The sequence below is a fragment of the Thiomicrospira sp. S5 genome, from assembly GCF_003991075.1.
GTDB lineage: Bacteria > Pseudomonadota > Gammaproteobacteria > Thiomicrospirales > Thiomicrospiraceae > Hydrogenovibrio > Hydrogenovibrio thermophilus.
Genome location: NZ_CP014470.1, coordinates 1,778,582 through 1,796,694, shown reverse-complemented (window position 1 = coordinate 1,796,694; position 18,113 = coordinate 1,778,582). Strand labels below are relative to the sequence as shown.

Sequence of the window (18,113 nt, the reverse complement as noted above, 5' to 3'; positions counted from 1 at the left end):
ACAATTCCTTAAAGCACAGCGCCTTCGAATGCATCGGGGCGGGCGAATGGAATCCGGTTGGCGCGAACTTCGTATAGGGAATGACTATGTTTGATAATCTATCGGATCGTCTGGCCAAATCGTTTAAAGCGATTACCGGTCAGGGACGTTTAACGGAATCCAATATCAAGGACGCGTTGCGTGATGTGCGTCGTGCCTTGTTGGAAGCGGATGTCGCCTTGCCGGTGGTGAAAAGTTTCATCGACAAGGTTCAGGAAAGAGCCATCGGTCAGGAAGTGTCCACCAGCCTGAATCCGGGCCAGGCGTTCATCAAAATTGTTCGTGAACAACTGACCGAAGTCATGGGGCAGGAAGCCGCGCCGTTGAACTTCAATGTCGAACCGCCGGCGGTCATTATGATGGCCGGTTTGCAAGGGGCGGGTAAAACCACCTCCGTCGGCAAGCTGGCGCGCTGGTTGAAAGAGCGTGAGAAGAAAAAGGTCATGGTGGTGTCGGCCGACGTGTACCGTCCCGCGGCCATCAAGCAGCTGGAAACACTGGCGGAACAAATTGATGTGATTTTCTATCCGTCTTCCGCCGATCAGGATCCGGTCGATATTGCCAATAATGCGCGTGCGGAAGCGCGTAAACAATTTGTGGATGTATTGATTTTGGATACCGCCGGTCGCTTGCACATCGACAACGACATGATGCAGGAAATCCAGCGTTTGCATTCGGCGGTCAAGCCGGTGGAAACCCTGTTTGTGGTCGATGCGATGACCGGTCAGGATGCCGCTAACACGGCCAAAGCCTTTGACGATGCGTTGCCGTTGACCGGTGTGATTCTGACCAAAACCGACGGGGATGCCCGTGGTGGTGCGGCGCTGTCGATTCGTGAAATCACCGGCAAGCCGATTAAATTCATCGGGGCCGGTGAAAAGACTGAGGCGTTGGAACCGTTCCACCCGGATCGTATGGCCGGGCGGATTCTTGGCATGGGCGATGTGCTCAGCTTGATCGAAGAAGCCGAAACCAAAATCGATCAGAAAAAAGCCGCCAAGTTTGCCAAAAAAATCCAGAAGTCGGGCCAATTCGATTTGGAAGACTTTCTGGAACAATTGCAGCAAATCAACAAAATGGGTGGTGTCGGCGGTTTGATGGGCAAACTGCCGGGCATGGGGCAGCTGAAGGATCAAATCAACGATCAGGCGATGGAAAAGGACTTCAAGCGTCTGGAAGCGATTATCTTCTCCATGACGCCGCAGGAACGTGCGCATCCGGCCATCATCAAAGGCTCGCGTAAGAAACGTATTGCCTCCGGTTCCGGTACCACGGTGCAGGACATCAATAAGTTGATGAAGCAGTTCACGCAAATGCAGAAGATGATGAAAAAGGTCTCCAAAGGCGGCATGAAAAACATGATGCGCGGCATGGCCGGTAAAATGCCGCCGGGCATGGGCGGAATGTTGCCACCGGGCATGCGTTAAGCCTTTTTTCGGAGGTTGTGACACCAATATAAAAAAACCGCCAGGCCTGGCGGTTTTTTTATGTCTGACAAGTTGCCTCGGGTTTAACCGGGTTGCTTGGACTGTTTTCGAGCGTGCTTGACGGCGTACATTTTTTCGTCGGCAGCGTTCAGCAAACTGTCGGCATCATGACCGTCTTCACCGTAACAGCTGTAACCGACACTGGCGCGAACTTCGACCTGGTTCTGATTGATTTGCATTGGTTTTTCAATCACTTCTTCGATGCGGGTGACGATGTGCTCGATATCGGCATGAGTTAACTGACCGCCGAGCAAAATAGCGAACTCATCTCCGCCCAAACGGAATAATACATCATTGCTGCGCAAGAGGTGTTGCATCCGTTTGACGGCGATTTTCAAGACTTCGTCTCCGGTCTGGTGTCCGTATTCATCATTGATGGGTTTGAACCCGTCCAAGTCGATGAAGATGAACGCCGCGTCCTGATTGTGTTTGAAGGCTTCTTTGGTGATATTGTCCAGCGAGGTACGGTTGTAAGCGCCGGTGAGTTGGTCGAAATAAGCCTGGGATAAGAGCGCTTGTCGCTGTTTGTAGCGGTTCAAGGTGTTCTGGTACATCAAGAACAGGCTGACGGCGCTCAATATGATTAGCAGCCCGGCAATCAATACATAACGGGCGCGTATGGAACCGATGGCTTCATTCATGGTGTCTTTGGGAAGATAGGTCACCAGTTTCCAGTTATTGAATTCCGGCGTGAATGCGGTCAGGGAAAAGGTTTGATTGAGTTTTTCGTTGGCGTGTTTGATGCTCTCGAAATCAATCGTTTCATAATTGAAGATGCCTTCCGGGTGTTCTAGGCGGCCACTTTTTTGATTAGAGATCAATTCCCAGACGTCCGGAAAGGATTTGCTGAAATTGGTGTCTTTGCGTTCCGGGAACATAAAGCCCCATTCCAGGTCGGGGCGGGGAGCCTTAATCCAGTAACCGGCATGGTTCAACAGCATCAGCTGGACATTGCCTTCGCTGTACTTGCTGAGGACATTGATCAGTTCCTGTGCGAGGTAATTGACGATGATGACGGACGTAATCTGGTTGTTGTGGTCGTAAACCGGCGTGGCAAAACGCATCATGGGTTTGTACGGACGTTCGATTTGGCCGTGCTCGATATTGAGGTCAATCGGGCTGATGTAAACATGACCTTTCGGCACCTCCAGCGCTTCCTGGTAATAATAACGATGCCGTTTGTCCTGCAACTGGTTTTGCGGCACGGCATAAGGGCCTTCTTCGGTGTGGTTGATGCGGATTTGTTCCATGCCGGTGGGGCCGAGCACGCGAAGTTGGTCGTAAATCGGTTTGATGGAGGAAATGTTTTCCAATAATTGCTTGGTTTGCAGCATGGCCACGCCCGGCGAATTTTCCAGATAGGCTTGATGCATTTTTGCAATGAACAAGGTGTCTTGAATAACGTCACTGACCAAATAAACCAATTCTTCCAAAATCACGTCCAGCTTGGATGGTGAGATGGATTCGGTGGAGTGGATGAAAACCTGTCTGTCTTTTTGGTAATAATGCCAGGACAAGCTTGTGATGGCGATGACCAACGCGGCCATGCCGAGCAACAGGCCGCGTTGGATGCGTCGCAGGTTGCTTTGTTCGGCTTTGGTTTGCCGTGAAATGATGAGATGAGATTTCATACGAAAATATACGTGCAACCGATTGTTTTATTGTTGTTTTTTTGTTTCTATTAAATTTTATTATACCGCCGAACCGGTGCGGCGGTTTGGGTATTTCCAGCCAGGCCTGGTGGTTATTGGTCTTTCAGGCTGATAATCGGCCAGTTGCGCTCTTGAGCGTAAGACGCCAAAGTCTCGTCGCAATCCACCGCCACCGGATTCTCCACAATGTCCAGCAGCGGGATGTCGTTTTGCGAATCGGAATAGAAGAAGCTGCCGGATAGGTCATGGTGATTGCAAATCAACCATTCGTTCAAGCGTATGACTTTGCCGCCCTGGAAAGACGGCGTGCCGGCCACTTCGCCGGTGTAACGGTTTTCTTTCATCTCCGGGTCGGTGCCGATCAGGTTTTCAATGCCGTAGAGTTCGGCAATCGGCCGGGTCACGAAACTGTTGGTCGCGGTGATGATGAGCAAGGTGTCGCCTTTGGCGCGGTGCTCGTCCACCAGAGATTGGGCTTTAGGTTGATAGATCGGACGGATGAAACTCTCCATAAACTCGTCGTGCCAGGCATTCAAGGTCCTCATATCATGCTTTGAAAGCGGTTCCAGCGAAAAATGCTGATAGGCCATGATATCGAGGGTGCCGTTTTTATAATCCTCATAGAACTGGTCGTTCCGAGTTTCGTAATAGGTTTTGTCCACCACGCCTTTTTCGACCAGAAATTTTCCCCAAAGATAGTCGCTGTCGCCATTGATGAGTGTGTGATCCAGGTCAAAGATTGCTAAAGCCATAATTTTATTCAGTTTATTTCGATTAAAAAAGAAGCGCCATTTTAGCCTATTTAGGCGTTTATTCCGAAGAAAAACACGATTCATTTTATGAAAAAACGATTTCGTTCAGCATGGGATTGGGGTGTGCCTGGACGTCTTTTCGACATTTTACGAACAAAGCTTTGTGAAAAGAGATTGAAACAAAAGGCGTTTTCTTGCAATAATTAACGGTATTGTATATTGAAAAATAAAAAGAATACCAAAGGGTCAACCGTGATTGATGAAGAGGGATACCGCTTAAATGTAGGTATCATTATCGTAAATAAGGAAGGGAAGCTGTTTTGGGGAAAACGCATGCACCAGGAAGCTTGGCAGTTTCCGCAGGGCGGCGTGCGTGAGCACGAAACGCCGCAACAAGCCGTTTTCCGTGAATTGAAAGAAGAGGTCGGTCTGGAACCGTCCGATGTCCGTGTATTGGGACGCACGCAGGATTGGTTGTCGTACGATTTACCGAAACACCTGATTCGTCATTACAGCCAACCGGTGTGTATCGGCCAAAAGCAAATCTGGTTTTTGCTCGGCATGCTGAGCGAAGAAGAGAAAATCGATTTGAACACTCATGAAACGCCGGAGTTCGAAGGCTGGAGTTGGGTGGATTATTGGTTGCCGGTTCAGAATGTGGTGGAATTCAAACAATCGGTTTATCAGCAAGCGCTGACCGAGTTGGAAGAACACCTCAATAAATTCTGGATTAAAGAACACGCCTGATTCCGAATCGGCGCCTCCAATCGCGTCGATTTTCCCGCCTTTTTGTTCCCGTCCCGGGAAGATTGCCATTACGTTTTCGCATTTTAAATCAAAATATTAACGACATTCCATCACCCGATAAGTGGCGAAAGGGCGCTTAAAGCGCATCCTTCGTTAGGAAAACTAGGTAAAAAATGTTATGATGCCAGCGCATTTAATTTGAACTAGTGTAGTGTAATAGCTACGCCATAGGGAGACGTACGTCCCCAAACCTGAAAAGTTCAGACGTTTTGGAAATACTAAGTAGCTGGAAACCAAAATGGATTTGTTGGCGGTAGACGTAAGAACTACGTTCTACTGAATGGCTTCAGGAAAACCCAGCCCCTGAAGCAGGTTTGAACCAACCAAAGAGGTTAATTTTTTATGAACGATAAGTTCGTTGATCAAGATCCACAAGAAACACAAGAGTGGATCGATGCATTAGAGGCGGTCGTCTCTTTCGAAGGCTCCGACAAGGCGCAACACATTATTGGCTCCTTGATCGAGAAAGCCCGTGTCCACGGAATCGACATTCCTTATTCCGCAAACACCCCTTACATCAACACCATTGCACCGGAAGAGCAAAGCAACTATCCGGGTGATGTTGGCCTAGAACGCAAACTCCGCGCCTTATTGCGCTGGAATGCCATGGCAATGGTGACGCGTGCGAACAAAACCACCAGTGTCGGGGGGCATATCGCGTCTTATGCATCCAGCTGTACTTTGTATGAAGTCGGGATGAACCACTTCTTCAAAGGGCCAAAACACGAACAAGGTGCCGATATGGTGTTCTTCCAAGGGCACACTGCGCCGGGGATGTACGCACGTTCGTTTATGGAAGGGCGTCTGGATGTGGATCAACTGCATAATTTCCGTCAGGAAGTCGACGGCAACGGCTTATCGTCTTACCCACACCCTTGGTTGATGCAGGATTACTGGCAGTTCCCAACCGTTTCCATGGGCTTGGGGCCTTTGATGGCCATTTACCAAGCACGTTTCATGAAATACATGCAAGCACGCGGCTTGTCCGAAACCCAAGGCCGTAAAGTCTGGGCGTTCCTGGGCGACGGTGAAATGGACGAACCGGAATCCCGTGGTGCTTTGCAGTTGGCCAAGCGTGAGAAGCTGGACAACCTTATTTTCGTCATCAACTGTAACCTACAGCGTTTGGATGGCCCGGTTCGTGGTAATGACAAAATCATTCAGGAACTGGAAGGCGTTTTCCGTGGCGCCGGTTGGAACGTCATCAAAGTGATTTGGGGCTCCGGCTGGGATCGTTTGCTAGCAAAAGACACCACCGGTAAATTGATCGAACGTATGGGCGAAGTCGTGGACGGTGAGTACCAGGCTTACAAAGCCAAAGATGGTGCTTTCGTGCGCGAACATTTCTTCGGTAAATATCCGGAAACCGCCGAACTGGTCAAAGACATGACCGACGACGAAATTTTCCGTCTGACGCGCGGTGGTCACTCGCCACGTAAGATTTACAATGCTTACAAGCGCGCGACCGAAACACAAGGACAACCAACGGTCATCCTGGCGAAAACCATCAAAGGTTACGGGATGGGCAAATACGGTGAAGCGGCCAACACCGCTCACCAACAGAAAAAACTGGATTTGGAAGGGCTGAAATACTTCCGTGACCGTTTCTCGGTGCCGGTTTCCGACGAAGAACTGGAAAAAGACATTCCGTTCCACCGTCCGGACGAAAACTCCGACATCATCAAATACATGAAAGAACGCCGTGAAGCGTTGGGTGGCGAACTGCCAGCGCGTCAAGACAATGCCGAGCCTTTACCGGTTCCGGAATTGTCTGCGTTCAAAATGCTGACCGAAGGCACGGAAGATCGTGAAATGTCCACGACCATGGCATTCGTTCGTATCATCTCCATCCTGTTGCGTGACAAGAAAATCGGCCCACGTTGTGTGCCGATTATTCCGGACGAGGCACGTACTTTCGGGATGGAAGGTCTGTTCCGTCAAGTCGGTATCTACGATCCGGCCGGGCAGCTTTACGAGCCAATGGATTCCGACCAATTGATGTGGTACAAGGAAGCCGCCAACGGGCAAGTGTTCCAAGAAGGGATTAACGAAGCCGGCGCCATGTCCAACTGGATTGCTGCGGCCACCGCTTACGCCAACTACGGTGTGAGCATGGTGCCTTTCTACATTTATTATTCCATGTTCGGTTATCAGCGTATCGGTGACTTGGCTTGGGCCGCCGGGGATTCCCGTGCACGTGGTTTCTTGATGGGCGGGACTGCCGGTCGTACCACGTTGGAAGGCGAAGGCTTGCAGCACCAAGACGGTCATAACCTGATTCAATTCGACCAGGTTCCGAACTGTATTTCCTACGACCCGACATTCGCTTACGAAATGGCGGTCATCATCCGTGACGGTATTCGTCGTATGTTCCACGATAAGGAAGACGTTTACTACTACATCACGTGCATGAACGAAAACTACTCGCACCCCGCCATGCCGGAAGGGTCGGAAGAAGGCATTCTGAAAGGGCTGTACTCCTTCAAGAAATCCGATGCGAAGCACAAAAACAAAGTACAACTTATGGGCTCCGGCACCATCTTCCGCGAAGTCATCGCGGCGGCGGAAATGCTGGAATCCGAATGGGATGTCGCGGCTGATATCTGGGCGGCTCCAAGTTTCAATCTGTTGCGTCGCGACGGTATTGAAACGGCACGCTGGAATGCGTTGCACCCGACCGAGACACAAAAACTGTCTTACTGTGAAGCCACTTTATCTGGTTCGGAAGGACCATTTATTGCGGCAACCGACTATATTCGCGATTACCCGAACCGTATTCGTGAATATGTTCCAGGTGAGTTCTATGTATTAGGGACCGACGGCTTCGGACGTTCCGATACGCGTGAACAACTGCGTAAGTTCTTCGAAGTGGACCGCTACTACGTTGTAGTGGAATCTTTGAAAGCACTGGCCGATGCTGGCAGCATCAAGCCGGAAGTTGTTCAGAAAGCAATTGAGAAATACGGGATTGATAGTGAAAAACCTTACCCGGTTCATGCTTGATTACACGTGTCGTTAAGACATGGGTCGTGAAAACGGCCTAAAGAATTCACATTCGGTTCGCTCACGGCGAGCCGAATCCAAAAAGGAATAAAAAAATGGCTACACAGCAAATTAATATCCCGGATATAGGTGATTTTGATTCCGTCGAAGTCATCGAAGTATTGGTTGCCGAAGGGGATGTGGTCGCGGTGGACGATTCTCTGGTAACGTTGGAATCGGACAAAGCCACCATGGAAATCCCATCTCCAGTCAGTGGTAAAGTGACCAAAGTCACGGTCAAAGTTGGCGATAGTGTCGCGGAAGGCGATTACATTCTAGACATCGAAGCCGACGAAGCGGCGGCGGAAGAAGCACCGAAAGCCGACGCGAAAAAAGAAGAGCCTGCTAAAGAAGCTCCAAAAGCCGCCGCACCGGCGGAAAAACCAGCGCCACAAGAAACCAAAGCGCCAGCGCCTAATGTACCGCCTGTGCCGAAGCCGGTTAATGCTCAGTCAATGGGCGCGGCTTATCACGCGTCGCCATCGGTGCGTGCCTTTGCGCGTAAGTTGGGCGTGGACCTGAATGCCGTCACCGGCACCGGGCCAAAAGGGCGTATCCAGCAAAACGACGTCGAAGCCATGATCAAATCGGTCATGCAAGGTTCGGCCGCGGCTTCCGGCCAGCCACAAGGCGGCGCGGGCATTCCATCCGTTCCGGAAATCGATTTCAGCCAATTCGGCGAAACCGAAACCGTCGAACTGGGCCGCATCAAGAAAATCTCCGGCAAGTTCCTGCAAACCTCTTGGTTGAATGTGCCGCACGTCACACAGTTTGACGAAAGCGACATCACCGAGATGGATGCCTTCCGTAAGAGCATGAAAACGCAGGCCGAAAAAGCCGGTGTGAAATTAACGCCACTGGTGTTCGTCATGAAAGCCGTGGTCAAAGCCTTGCAGGAGTTCCCGAACTTCAACGCCTCCTTGTCGCCGGACGGTCAATCCATTATCAAGAAGCATTACTACAACATCGGTGTCGCGGTCGATACGCCGAACGGCTTGGTCGTTCCGGTGGTGCGCGATGTCGATCAAAAAGGCATCTTCGATTTGTCCAAAGACCTGATGGAACTGTCCGCCAAAGCGCGTGACGGCAAATTGACCCCGGCGGATATGTCCGGCGGCTGTTTCACCATCTCCAGCTTGGGCGGCATCGGCGGCACGCAATTCACGCCAATCGTCAATGCACCGGAAGTCGCCATCATGGGCTTGTCCAAAGCCAAGATGCAACCGGTCTGGAACGGCGCAGAATTCGAACCGCGTTTGGTGATGCCGTTCAGCGTGTCTTACGACCACCGCGTCATCGACGGGGCAGAAGGCGTGCGCTTCACCACCACCGTTGGTCAATACCTGACCGATCTACGTCAGTTGATTCTGTAATTGGGAGAGTTGTATGAGTAAAGTAGTGGATATTCTCATTCCCGATATCGGTGATTTCGCTGAAGTAGACGTCATTGAAGTATTAGTCGCCGCTGGGGACGAAGTCATTCAGGACGATTCCTTGCTGACCTTGGAATCCGACAAGGCGACCATGGAAATCCCGGCGCCGTTCGCCGGTAAGGTGACCGAGGTCAATATCAGCGTCGGAGACAAGGTTAAGGAAGGTTCCGTCGTCGGGAAAATCGAAATCGCCGACGAAGAAACCGTTTCTTCCAATGTCGAAGAAAGCGTCACACCAGACGAAACCCCTGAAGAAAAAGCCCCGGAAGCGCCAGCGGCCGTCGCCGCCAGCGATTTGCCGGATGCCGACATTCAGTGCGAAGTCTTGGTGCTGGGCTCCGGCCCGGGCGGTTATACCGCCGCGTTCCGTGCCGCCGACTTGGGCAAAAAAGTGGTGATGATCGAGCGTTATTCCTCCATCGGCGGTGTCTGCTTGAACGTGGGTTGTATCCCATCTAAAGCCTTATTGCACATGTCTGTGGTGTTGAACGAAACCCGCGAAATGGGCGCGCACGGCATCACCTTCGCCGAGCCGGAAATCGACCTCAACAAAATGCGTGATTACAAAGATTCCGTGATTGGTAAGTTGACCGGTGGTTTGGCAGGCCTGGCTAAAGCGCGTAATGTGCAAGTGGTGCAAGGTTACGGCAAATTCAGCTCCGCCAACACCGTCACGGTCGAACTGGCCGAGGGCGGCACCCAAACCATCGCGTTTGAAAACGCCATTATCGCCGCCGGTTCCCGCGTGGTGAAACTGCCGTTTATTCCGCATGACGATCCGCGCGTGATGGACTCCACCGATGCGTTGGAGCTGGAAGAAGTGCCAAATCGCATGCTGGTCATCGGCGGCGGCATCATCGGGCTGGAAATGGCGCAGGTGTACGATTCTCTGGGGGCAAATGTCACCATTGTGGAATTGGCCGACAACATCATTCCCGGCGCGGATAAAGACATTGTCCGTCCGTTGTTGAAGCAAATCAAAAAGAAATACGAAAACATCTATCTCGGTTCCAAGGTCACCAATGTGGAAGCCTCGGACGCAGGTCTGGTGGTTTCTTTCGAAGGCAAAGGCTGCCCGGAAACCGATACGTTTGATCGCATTCTGGTCGCCGTCGGTCGTGCGCCGAACGGTAAGTTGATTGATGCCGAAAAAGCCGGTGTCGCCGTCAACGACTGGGGCTTTATCGAAGTGGACGAACGCCAGAAAACCAATGTGGACCACATCTACGCCATCGGCGACATCGTCGGGCAACCGATGCTGGCGCACAAAGCCGTGCATGAAGGTAAAGTGGCTGCGGAAGTCATTAACGGCATGCCAAGTGCCTTTACGCCAATGGGCATTCCGTCCGTCGCCTATACCGACCCAGAAGTGGCTTGGGCCGGTAAAACGGAAGACGAGTTGAAAGCCGAAGGCATCGAGTACGAAAAAGGCGCTTTCCCTTGGGCCGCGTCTGGTCGTAGCTTGAGCCTGGGCCGTGACGAAGGCATGACCAAAGCCTTGTTCTGTGCCGAAACGCATCGGCTGTTAGGGTGCGGAATCGTCGGCCCGAACGCCGGTGAACTGGTCGCTGAAGCCATGCTCGCCATTGAAATGGGCGCGGACATGCAAGACATCGGTCTCACCATCCATCCGCACCCAACACTCAGCGAAACGCTCTGTTTCGCTGCGGAAATGGCGGAGGGGACGATTACGGACTTGATGCCGCCAAAGAAAAAACACTAAAGATTTAGTTTAAGTCATACTTACCATTAAAACCCGCCTTGTGCGGGTTTTTTATTGTAAAATTTATTTTAAGTTTTTTTACTTATTTTTTTAAATTAAGAATTCTTAATAATAGATAAATTAAAGGTTTATTTCATGAAATTACACTACGTTCTTTTTTTGGTTTTATTGTTGCCTTCTGTATCTTACGCTGAATTAAAAAATGAGAATTTACTGGTTACTGTGCCTAAAGGTTACAAAATAGATTTCAAAATAAGAAAAGACAATATGATAATGACCGAAATGGTTCCTGAAAGTGAGTCAGTAAAAAACTGGACAGAAATGGTAACAACGCAGGTTTTTTTAGGGTTAAAGAATGTTACGCCAAAACAGTTCGAGCAAAGAATGAATAAAATTTGGATGTCAGTATGCAAAGAAGCGGAGATGGTGTCTATTAGAGAAGGTAAAGAAAATGGATATCCATTTGCTGTATGGTTGCAAGAGTGTCCATTAAATAAGTCGACAGGAAAAAGAGAGTTGACCTTATTTAAGGCTATAAAGGGAAATGATAGTTTTTATGTTATCCAAAAAGCTTTCCGTTTTGTTCCTTCTAAAGAGCAGTTTAGTAAATGGGTAAGGTTTATCCGTTCAGCTTCTGTCTGCGATACTAGGCATGAAAATCATTCTTGTCCAGATGGATTCCAAACTAGCGATGTTGAGTCATAAGTGTAAATATAATTTGATCTTTCAAAATCTCGTCTAAAAACCACTAGGACTGGTGTTTTGAATTATCTAAACCCGTCTTGCGCGGTTTTTTTATTCAATCAATAGGGGGACGGGCTCGATTGACCTAATCTTAGCCAAAGCCTACCGGGCTAGGTGGTTAGAAAAGGGATGCCCTTAAACGCTACTGAAAGATGCACAGGCCTAAATGCTTATCTCACTACTTTGACTTATGAATCCAGAGAACTTAAAAAAACTCGTTACAGTCACGATGCCTTATGGAAAATACAAGGGACGAATTATTGCCGATTTGCCAGGCAATTACCTTAATTGGTTTGCGCGTAAGGGCTTTCCGTCTGGTCATTTAGGGCAGTTATTGGCGCTCATGCATGAATTAGATCACAATGGTTTAAAGCAGCTGCTTGATCCGTTAAGAAAATAAACTTTTAATGAGAAAGGAATTAATGGGGGGCAAACTCGATTGATTTGTAGAAAATATCAAAATCTACCAGGCCGGGATAGAGCCTTTGTTATTAAGCCTCGCATTGCGAGGCTTTTTTGTATGCGAAAATCTTGGATTGAATATTCTTCCGCAAAATAGTGTTAGACTAAAAACAGCAATAGAGGAGGCGTGATGATGAATCCTTTAGAAATTCAAGATCGTGCGGCGGGTGCGATTATGGGCGCTTTTATCGGTGATGCGTTGGCGCTGGGGCCGCATTGGTATTACGACCTGACGGAACTGCGTCGAGATTATGGCGAGTGGATAGACGATTACACGGACCCAAAACCGGGTCGATATCATGATGGCTTAAAAGCCGGTCAACTCTCTCAAGCGGGGTTTATTCTGGAACTCACGCTGCGCTCCCTAGTTGAAAACAAAGGTTATGATGAACAAGATTTTTGTCGTCGAATGGATGAGGAACTTTTTCCTCTCATTGACGGCAAGCCAATCAGCGGACCGGGAAACTATACCAGCCAATCCATTCGAGACGCCTGGCGCAAGCGGGTTCAACAAAACCTGCCTTGGGGGCAAACTGGTGGGCATGCGGATACCACAGAAGCGATTGAGCGTACCCTTGCCATTGCTGTCCGTTATGCCTTTCAGCCAGACAAGCTTGCCGCCGCCATTTCTGATAACACACTCCTGACACAGAATGACGATATGGTCGTTTCCATGACGGTGGCGTTTGGCGCGGTATTGGGACAGCTTGTTCAGGGTAATCGTTTGGATGCAGATATCTCCACCAAACTGATGAAGCTGGTGAAAAGCGGTGCATTGCCTTTTCATGCGGTGACGAATGATGGTTTACAACCGCCGCAAAAAGGCGACCCTGATCCACCACGTGCAGGACGTTTTGCCTCTCCGGATGCGTTGTTGTCACCGGCTTATATGGCGGAGGCGGCTTTTGATGTGGACATTCGAATTGATCAGCCCTGGAAAGTCTCCATCGTTTACGGCATGCCATGCGCCATTTACCATCAACTGCCTGCGGCTTATTATCTGTCCGCTTTATTTTATAATGATTATGAGTCAGCGGTGTTACATGCCGTAAACGGCGGTGGTCAAAATCAAGCACGCGCCATACTGACCGGTGCCCTTACGGGGGCTCAAGTGGGGTTGAGTGGCATCCCTAAGCGGTTTCTTGAGGGGCTAGACAATGCAGAAGATCTGATGAAATTGGCGGAAAGTCTAGCTTTTCATATTGAGCTTAGCTAAGCTTTTGAATCAAATCGGCCAGGCTTGGTTACTTTTAAAACAAAACCCGCATAAAGCGGGTTTTTTATTCGGTGATGCTTGATTAGCCATTCATAAACGGGTAGTCGGTGTAGCCTTTTTCATCACTGGTGTAGAAGGTATCTTGGTCTGGTGTGTTCAACTCTGCACCCGCTTGGATGCGTGCCGGTAAATCCGGGTTGGCGAGGAAGCCGGTGCCAAAGGCCACCGAGTCTGCCAGCCCTTGTTCAATCACGTCTGCGGCTTCTTGGGCGGTGTACCCCATATTGACCATTAAGTGGCCTTTAAAATGCTCCCGCGCGACGGGAAGAATATCCGCCTGTTGTTGGCCGAAGAAATCCGCGCGCATGACATGTAGATAAGCCAAATTGAATGAGTTGAGGTGTTTGGCCAGGAACGCCATCCACGTGACCGGGTCGCTGTCTTTCATGCTGTTAAAGCTGTTGAGCGGCGATAAACGTAACCCGACCTTGTCGCTGCCGATTTCGTCGGTCACGGCTTGCAAAATTTCGGTCAAAAATCGGGCGCGGTTTTCCAGTGAACCGCCGTATTCATCGGTTCTTTGATTGGCGCTGTCTCGCAGGAATTGGTCAATCAGATAGCCATTGGCGCCGTGGACTTCCACGCCGTCAAACCCGGCTTCAATGGCATTGGTCGCGCCTTGACGGAAGTCATTCACAATGTCGGCAATTTCCGCTTTGGTCAGTTCGTGCGCGACTGTGTAAGGTTTTTTGCCTTCCGGCGTGTGGGTTTCATCGTCAATGGCCAGGGCGCTGGCACTAACGGCTTCTTGGCCGTTGTTGAGCAATGGATGGGCGGCACGACCGGCATGCCAGATTTGCAGAAAGATTTTGCCACCGGCTTGATGCACCGCGTCGGTGGTTTTTTTCCAACCATCGATTTGTTCTTGCGAATAAATGCCTGGGTCATTGCCGAACGCGGACGTCTGTGGGGTGACCATGGTGCATTCACTGATAATCAATCCGGCGCTGGCTCTTTGCGAGTAATATTCCGCCATTAAGTCGTTTGGTAAATGATCAATGGCACGGCATCGTGTCAAAGGTGCCATGATAAAACGGTTGGCTAAGGTCAAGTGGCCCAGTTGAACGGGCTGAAATAACGCAGCGGTATCTGTGGACATGGTTTGTTCCTTAATGTGCTGATTGAAAGCAGGTGACGATTATTCGGATAATTCGATTAGGCTATTCTAAAACCATTTGATTGAATCGTTTTTGCCATTTGAGCAAAACTGTGTTCAGGAAAGTATTAAAACCCGATTAAAATTCCATGAAAGTCCAAGAGTCCGGTTTGATTGGTTGAGAACTTTATTTGGAAATTCCGGATACATTCAGGTTAAATATCCTAAACGATATGAGAGACTTCTATGAAAATCCTAGCCTTGAGTTTGTCTGTTATTGGCGCATTTTCCATTCAAACCTTTTCGGTTAATGCGCACGCCAACGAACAGGCCCTCGTTAAAAAGTCGAATGCGTCTCATTATTCATTACGCAAATACGCACACGTGCAAACGTTTTACGATTTAACGGCGGAAGAGGCCGTTAAAATCGGTTTGAAAGACAATGTTCCCCCGGCGGCGATATTGGCGATTGCGGGTTGGGAATCCGGTTATGGGCAAGGCTATGTGGCGCAGATTACCGGCAATATTATGAGCTTGGGCGCGCGTAAAGGCGAGGCGGAATTGCCGCCGCTGACCTTGCCGAGAAATCGAGCCACCAATCAGATTATGATTGATGTCGACAAGGCGAAACGCATGCCGAAAAATGAGGTGGTTTGGCAAAAAAGACCGCCGAGTTTGAAAAAGGATTATCGCCCGAAACCTTATGCGGGAACGGCGAATAATCTGCTGTATTTCCGAAACCACCCGCAAGCGTTAAAACTGGCGTATGCGAATGTGATGCGGGATTTTTCCAGCAGTTGGATCAGTGAAAAGTCCAAAGTGCCGGTGTTTTTGAAAGCGGCGGAGAACATGGACAAGCTGGTGAAGAGCGACGGCAAAACGGCGTTATTGAACTGTCAGGTCGCAAAAGACTTTGTGAAAAGCATTGGCGGCCAACCGAGAAGTTTCAATACCCGCCCGGCGTGGATTACGCACGTGAATAAGGTGATGGATAATGCCGGCTTGTGCGCCTTGACTCAAGATGTGTATAAAGGGGAAAGCTTTAAATTGGCTTGGTTGCGTTAAGCTCGTTTGCTCAAGTGATTTGCCGAATATTGAAAAACCACCAGGCCTGGTGGTTTTTTTATGTCTGCGTTTTTAACCTCAAACGCTGGTGTTAGAGTTCAAACGCGCCCATGATGCTGCCGACGTTCTGTCGGTTCAGGTCTTTGCCTAGAAACACTTTGATTTTGTTCAGGGTTGAGTCATTGAGATTGTCTTTAATCTGGGCGTGAATGGGCTTGGAAATGGAAACATAGAGTTTGCCGGGATGCTGTTTGGCGAAGTGGTTGATGAATTCCGCCAGGCTTTCGATTAGGCGAGCTTCGCGTTCCATTCCGCTTTTGGTTTCGAAAGTGCTGTGGCTGTCCGAAACGGTATTGGAATAATCGCCGGCTTTGTCGCTGTAGATTTCCGACAGCTTGGCGTGGCCTTCGATATTGTCAACAGACTCATAGGCCTGCAAAGAGTTGGTTTTTTGGTCTGTTTGTTGGATGGAAAAGACTTTCAGGTTGCCTAAGTCCGCGAGGATGGCATAGCCGATCGTGGTGCTCATAATCACCTCCTTTGAGTTGGTGTGAATAAGACAATAAAAAGGCTAAAAGAATCATCTGCTTTCTATTCTAATCAAATCGACTCAGACCTCAATCTAAATGATATGAGCCATCACCGAAATCAATCTGGTTGTTTTGGGAGGAAAGCGCCAAACCGGCGCTAGAAGGGGCAAATTTCATTTCATGAAAAGATAATTGAGAAATCACCAGGCCTGGTGGTTTTTACATTTCGACAATGACGCGAGCAAGCATAAGCATTTAATCGGTTTTGGCGGCCAATATGTTGTGTGCTTGTTTGGCCATTTCTACCAGCACAATATGAGCGTCTTCGGCGGTTTGCACCGGGCTGGTGAGAGGAATCGCGAGGCGTTCGTCGTTTTCCAATGCCAGCACGATTTCCGTTTCCGACAGGTCAACCATTTTGGCGGCGGTGACGTCACTACGATTGGCAAAGGCGTGGGCGTAGCGTACCAAAGCATCGCCGTGATCGTCATTCATGTGGCCGATAATGCGTTCGAGTTCTTCAGGGGTAATGCTCATGGTGTCTCCTTGCTCTGAGAGTGTCGTCGCCATAGAATAATAAACCGCAGTTTATCAGACCATCCATATTAAAATATTCGACACAACTTTAAAACCCGTTCAAAGCCCGCCGAGATGTTTGGCGGGTTTGTACGATGATGAGAGACAATATGAATTTAAATGACATCCTAAACACCCGTTACGCGACCAAGAAATTCGACCCGACGAAACGTTTGACCGACGAGCAGTTTGAGCAGGTGAAGGCGTTATTGCGCTTGAGCCCGTCGTCGGTGAATTCGCAGCCTTGGCATTTTGTGCTGGCCAGTTCGGCGGGCGGCAAGGCGCGTTTGGCGAAGGGCGCCGAAGGCGCTTATGCGGCGAATCATCCGAAAATTATGGAGGCGTCGCATGTGGTGTTGTTTTGTGCCAAAACCGATATTTCCGATGCGTATTTGCAGAAGGTGACGGATCAGGAAGACGCCGACGGCCGTTTCCCGAAACCGGAAGCCAAAGAGATGGCGCTGAAAGTGCGCGGCTTCTATGCCGATTTGCATCGCAAGGAATGGGACGACGTCGCTTGCTGGACGGAAAAACAAGTGTATTTGAACATCGGGAATCTGTTGTTGGGCGCGGGCATGCTGGGCATTGATGCGGTGCCGATTGAAGGCGTGGATTTGGCGGTGTTGAATCAGGAATTCGATTTACCAAGCCAAGGCCTTACGGCCGTGGCGGTGGTGGCGCTGGGCTTCCATGCCGAAGACGATTTCAACGCGCAATTGCCGAAATCTCGCTTCTCCGAAGACGAATTGTTTACGCTGCTGTAAAACAATCTTAGACGTTGAGATTCCCCAAAACGGCCAGGCCTGGTCGTTTTATCGATTGTTTATTTCCTGCCCGCTAATTTCTTCTATAATCCATTGAAACGGTTTGAAACCATTTTACTTTTTTATTGGGACAGGTGAATCGCATGGGTGAACTGATTAAATTGGCGTTGAGTAATTTCCCGTTAACGGCCTTTATTTTAGGGGTATTGAGTGCGGGATTCTCGTTGGCACTGTATGCGCGAATCCAACCGTTGACCCAAGCGGTGGTGATGGAGCGGGTGTTTGCGTATTTCATGCTGTTTGCGGTGGGCATCGCCTATTTATACAATTTTGTGATTCATGTGTTTTTCGCGGAGATGGCGGCGCATTTCATCGGCTGGCCGAACAGCCCGTTCCAATATGAAGTGGGCTTTGCCAGCCTGGGCTTTGGCATTGTGGGCGTGCTGGCGTTCCGTCAAGGGTGGGCGTTCCGAGCGGCGGCGATCACCGGCCCGGCGTTTTTCACATGGGGCGCCGCGGCGGGTCATGTTTATCAAATCTTCGCGCACCATAATTTTGCGCCGGGTAATGCGGGCGTGGTGTTGTGGACGGATATTTTCCTGCCGGTTATCGCCTACGGTTTGTTGTATTGGCAGTATCGCGTTAACCAGGCCAAATAAAGCTGT

At 49.7% G+C, this 18,113-nt stretch carries 16 protein-coding genes; 11 read left to right on the top strand and 5 right to left on the bottom strand.

The window, feature by feature from the left end:
* Positions 1-86: 86 nt before the first annotated feature.
* The gene (gene ffh / locus AYJ59_RS08270) at positions 87-1,466 is read left to right on the top strand and encodes a signal recognition particle protein (protein WP_029937856.1); all 1,380 of its coding nucleotides are present in this window, start codon (positions 87-89) and stop codon (positions 1,464-1,466) included.
* A gap of 83 nt (positions 1,467-1,549) precedes the next feature.
* Here ffh and AYJ59_RS08265 read toward each other — a convergent pair whose 3' ends face one another.
* Together AYJ59_RS08265 and AYJ59_RS08260 are read right to left on the bottom strand one after the other, a co-directional pair.
* On the bottom strand, positions 1,550-3,157 hold the full coding sequence (locus AYJ59_RS08265; RefSeq protein ID WP_127119838.1) for a GGDEF domain-containing protein: 1,608 nt from the start codon (positions 3,155-3,157) through the stop codon (positions 1,550-1,552).
* A gap of 113 nt (positions 3,158-3,270) precedes the next feature.
* A complete protein-coding gene (locus AYJ59_RS08260; RefSeq protein ID WP_127119837.1) occupies positions 3,271-3,930 on the bottom strand; it encodes an HAD family hydrolase in 660 nt (219 codons plus the stop codon).
* A 252-nt stretch (positions 3,931-4,182) separates the two neighbouring features.
* Here AYJ59_RS08260 and AYJ59_RS08255 point away from each other — a divergent pair, with 252 nt between their 5' ends.
* The 7 genes from AYJ59_RS08255 to AYJ59_RS08225 all read left to right on the top strand — a co-directional run bounded on the left by AYJ59_RS08255 (position 4,183) and on the right by AYJ59_RS08225 (position 13,357).
* The gene (locus tag AYJ59_RS08255; RefSeq protein ID WP_029937859.1) at positions 4,183-4,677 is read left to right on the top strand and encodes an RNA pyrophosphohydrolase; all 495 of its coding nucleotides are present in this window, start codon (positions 4,183-4,185) and stop codon (positions 4,675-4,677) included.
* 402 nt (positions 4,678-5,079) lie between these two features.
* The gene (gene aceE, locus AYJ59_RS08250) at positions 5,080-7,740 is read left to right on the top strand and encodes a pyruvate dehydrogenase (acetyl-transferring), homodimeric type (RefSeq protein ID WP_127119836.1); all 2,661 of its coding nucleotides are present in this window, start codon (positions 5,080-5,082) and stop codon (positions 7,738-7,740) included.
* A 95-nt stretch (positions 7,741-7,835) separates the two neighbouring features.
* On the top strand, positions 7,836-9,152 hold the full coding sequence (gene aceF / locus AYJ59_RS08245; RefSeq protein WP_127119835.1) for a dihydrolipoyllysine-residue acetyltransferase: 1,317 nt from the start codon (positions 7,836-7,838) through the stop codon (positions 9,150-9,152).
* Positions 9,153-9,165: 13 nt separating this feature from the next.
* Positions 9,166-10,935, top strand: a complete 1,770-nt coding sequence (gene lpdA / locus AYJ59_RS08240; protein WP_127119834.1) for a dihydrolipoyl dehydrogenase — start codon at positions 9,166-9,168, stop codon at positions 10,933-10,935.
* A 135-nt stretch (positions 10,936-11,070) separates the two neighbouring features.
* A complete protein-coding gene (locus AYJ59_RS08235; protein ID WP_127119833.1) occupies positions 11,071-11,640 on the top strand; it encodes a hypothetical protein in 570 nt (189 codons plus the stop codon).
* Positions 11,641-11,869: 229 nt separating this feature from the next.
* Positions 11,870-12,079, top strand: coding sequence for a DUF3820 family protein (locus tag AYJ59_RS08230; RefSeq protein ID WP_127119832.1), 210 nt, complete (start codon positions 11,870-11,872; stop codon positions 12,077-12,079).
* Positions 12,080-12,271: 192 nt separating this feature from the next.
* Positions 12,272-13,357: an ADP-ribosylglycohydrolase family protein gene (locus tag AYJ59_RS08225; RefSeq protein ID WP_206197859.1), complete on the top strand. Its 1,086-nt coding sequence runs from the start codon at positions 12,272-12,274 to the stop codon at positions 13,355-13,357.
* A gap of 82 nt (positions 13,358-13,439) precedes the next feature.
* On the opposite strand, the gene AYJ59_RS08220 is transcribed toward AYJ59_RS08225, so the two are convergent.
* Positions 13,440-14,516, bottom strand: coding sequence for an alkene reductase (locus AYJ59_RS08220; protein WP_127119831.1), 1,077 nt, complete (start codon positions 14,514-14,516; stop codon positions 13,440-13,442).
* Between the two features lie 243 nt (positions 14,517-14,759).
* Between AYJ59_RS08220 and AYJ59_RS08215 the strand changes: the two genes are divergently transcribed.
* On the top strand, positions 14,760-15,578 hold the full coding sequence (locus tag AYJ59_RS08215) for a glucosaminidase domain-containing protein (protein ID WP_127119830.1): 819 nt from the start codon (positions 14,760-14,762) through the stop codon (positions 15,576-15,578).
* Positions 15,579-15,669: 91 nt separating this feature from the next.
* Here the strand turns inward: AYJ59_RS08215 and AYJ59_RS08210 are convergent, their stop codons facing one another.
* Together AYJ59_RS08210 and AYJ59_RS08205 are read right to left on the bottom strand one after the other, a co-directional pair.
* Positions 15,670-16,107: a host attachment protein gene (locus AYJ59_RS08210; protein ID WP_127119829.1), complete on the bottom strand. Its 438-nt coding sequence runs from the start codon at positions 16,105-16,107 to the stop codon at positions 15,670-15,672.
* Between the two features lie 256 nt (positions 16,108-16,363).
* Entirely contained in the window at positions 16,364-16,645 is a 282-nt protein-coding gene (locus AYJ59_RS08205) for a DUF2470 domain-containing protein (protein WP_164730752.1), read from the bottom strand.
* Between the two features lie 149 nt (positions 16,646-16,794).
* On the opposite strand from AYJ59_RS08205, the gene nfsB reads away from it, so the two are divergent.
* A complete protein-coding gene (gene nfsB / locus AYJ59_RS08200) occupies positions 16,795-17,448 on the top strand; it encodes an oxygen-insensitive NAD(P)H nitroreductase (RefSeq protein WP_127119827.1) in 654 nt (217 codons plus the stop codon).
* Positions 17,449-17,591: 143 nt separating this feature from the next.
* Positions 17,592-18,107, top strand: a complete 516-nt coding sequence (locus AYJ59_RS08195; RefSeq protein WP_127119826.1) for a DUF6790 family protein — start codon at positions 17,592-17,594, stop codon at positions 18,105-18,107.
* Positions 18,108-18,113: the final 6 nt, after the last annotated feature.

Coding starts and splice junctions, on each gene's coding strand:
- ffh (WP_029937856.1), top strand. CDS start 87: ATGTTTGATAATCTATCGGATCGTCTGGCCAAATCGTTTAAAGCGATT.
- AYJ59_RS08195 (WP_127119826.1), top strand. CDS start 17,592: ATGGGTGAACTGATTAAATTGGCGTTGAGTAATTTCCCGTTAACGGCC.
- AYJ59_RS08235 (WP_127119833.1), top strand. CDS start 11,071: ATGAAATTACACTACGTTCTTTTTTTGGTTTTATTGTTGCCTTCTGTA.
- AYJ59_RS08230 (WP_127119832.1), top strand. CDS start 11,870: ATGAATCCAGAGAACTTAAAAAAACTCGTTACAGTCACGATGCCTTAT.
- lpdA (WP_127119834.1), top strand. CDS start 9,166: ATGAGTAAAGTAGTGGATATTCTCATTCCCGATATCGGTGATTTCGCT.
- AYJ59_RS08215 (WP_127119830.1), top strand. CDS start 14,760: ATGAAAATCCTAGCCTTGAGTTTGTCTGTTATTGGCGCATTTTCCATT.
- aceE (WP_127119836.1), top strand. CDS start 5,080: ATGAACGATAAGTTCGTTGATCAAGATCCACAAGAAACACAAGAGTGG.
- AYJ59_RS08225 (WP_206197859.1), top strand. CDS start 12,272: ATGATGAATCCTTTAGAAATTCAAGATCGTGCGGCGGGTGCGATTATG.
- nfsB (WP_127119827.1), top strand. CDS start 16,795: ATGAATTTAAATGACATCCTAAACACCCGTTACGCGACCAAGAAATTC.
- AYJ59_RS08260 (WP_127119837.1), bottom strand. CDS start 3,930: ATGGCTTTAGCAATCTTTGACCTGGATCACACACTCATCAATGGCGAC.
- aceF (WP_127119835.1), top strand. CDS start 7,836: ATGGCTACACAGCAAATTAATATCCCGGATATAGGTGATTTTGATTCC.
- AYJ59_RS08205 (WP_164730752.1), bottom strand. CDS start 16,645: ATGAGCATTACCCCTGAAGAACTCGAACGCATTATCGGCCACATGAAT.
- AYJ59_RS08220 (WP_127119831.1), bottom strand. CDS start 14,516: ATGTCCACAGATACCGCTGCGTTATTTCAGCCCGTTCAACTGGGCCAC.
- AYJ59_RS08265 (WP_127119838.1), bottom strand. CDS start 3,157: ATGAAATCTCATCTCATCATTTCACGGCAAACCAAAGCCGAACAAAGC.
- AYJ59_RS08210 (WP_127119829.1), bottom strand. CDS start 16,107: ATGAGCACCACGATCGGCTATGCCATCCTCGCGGACTTAGGCAACCTG.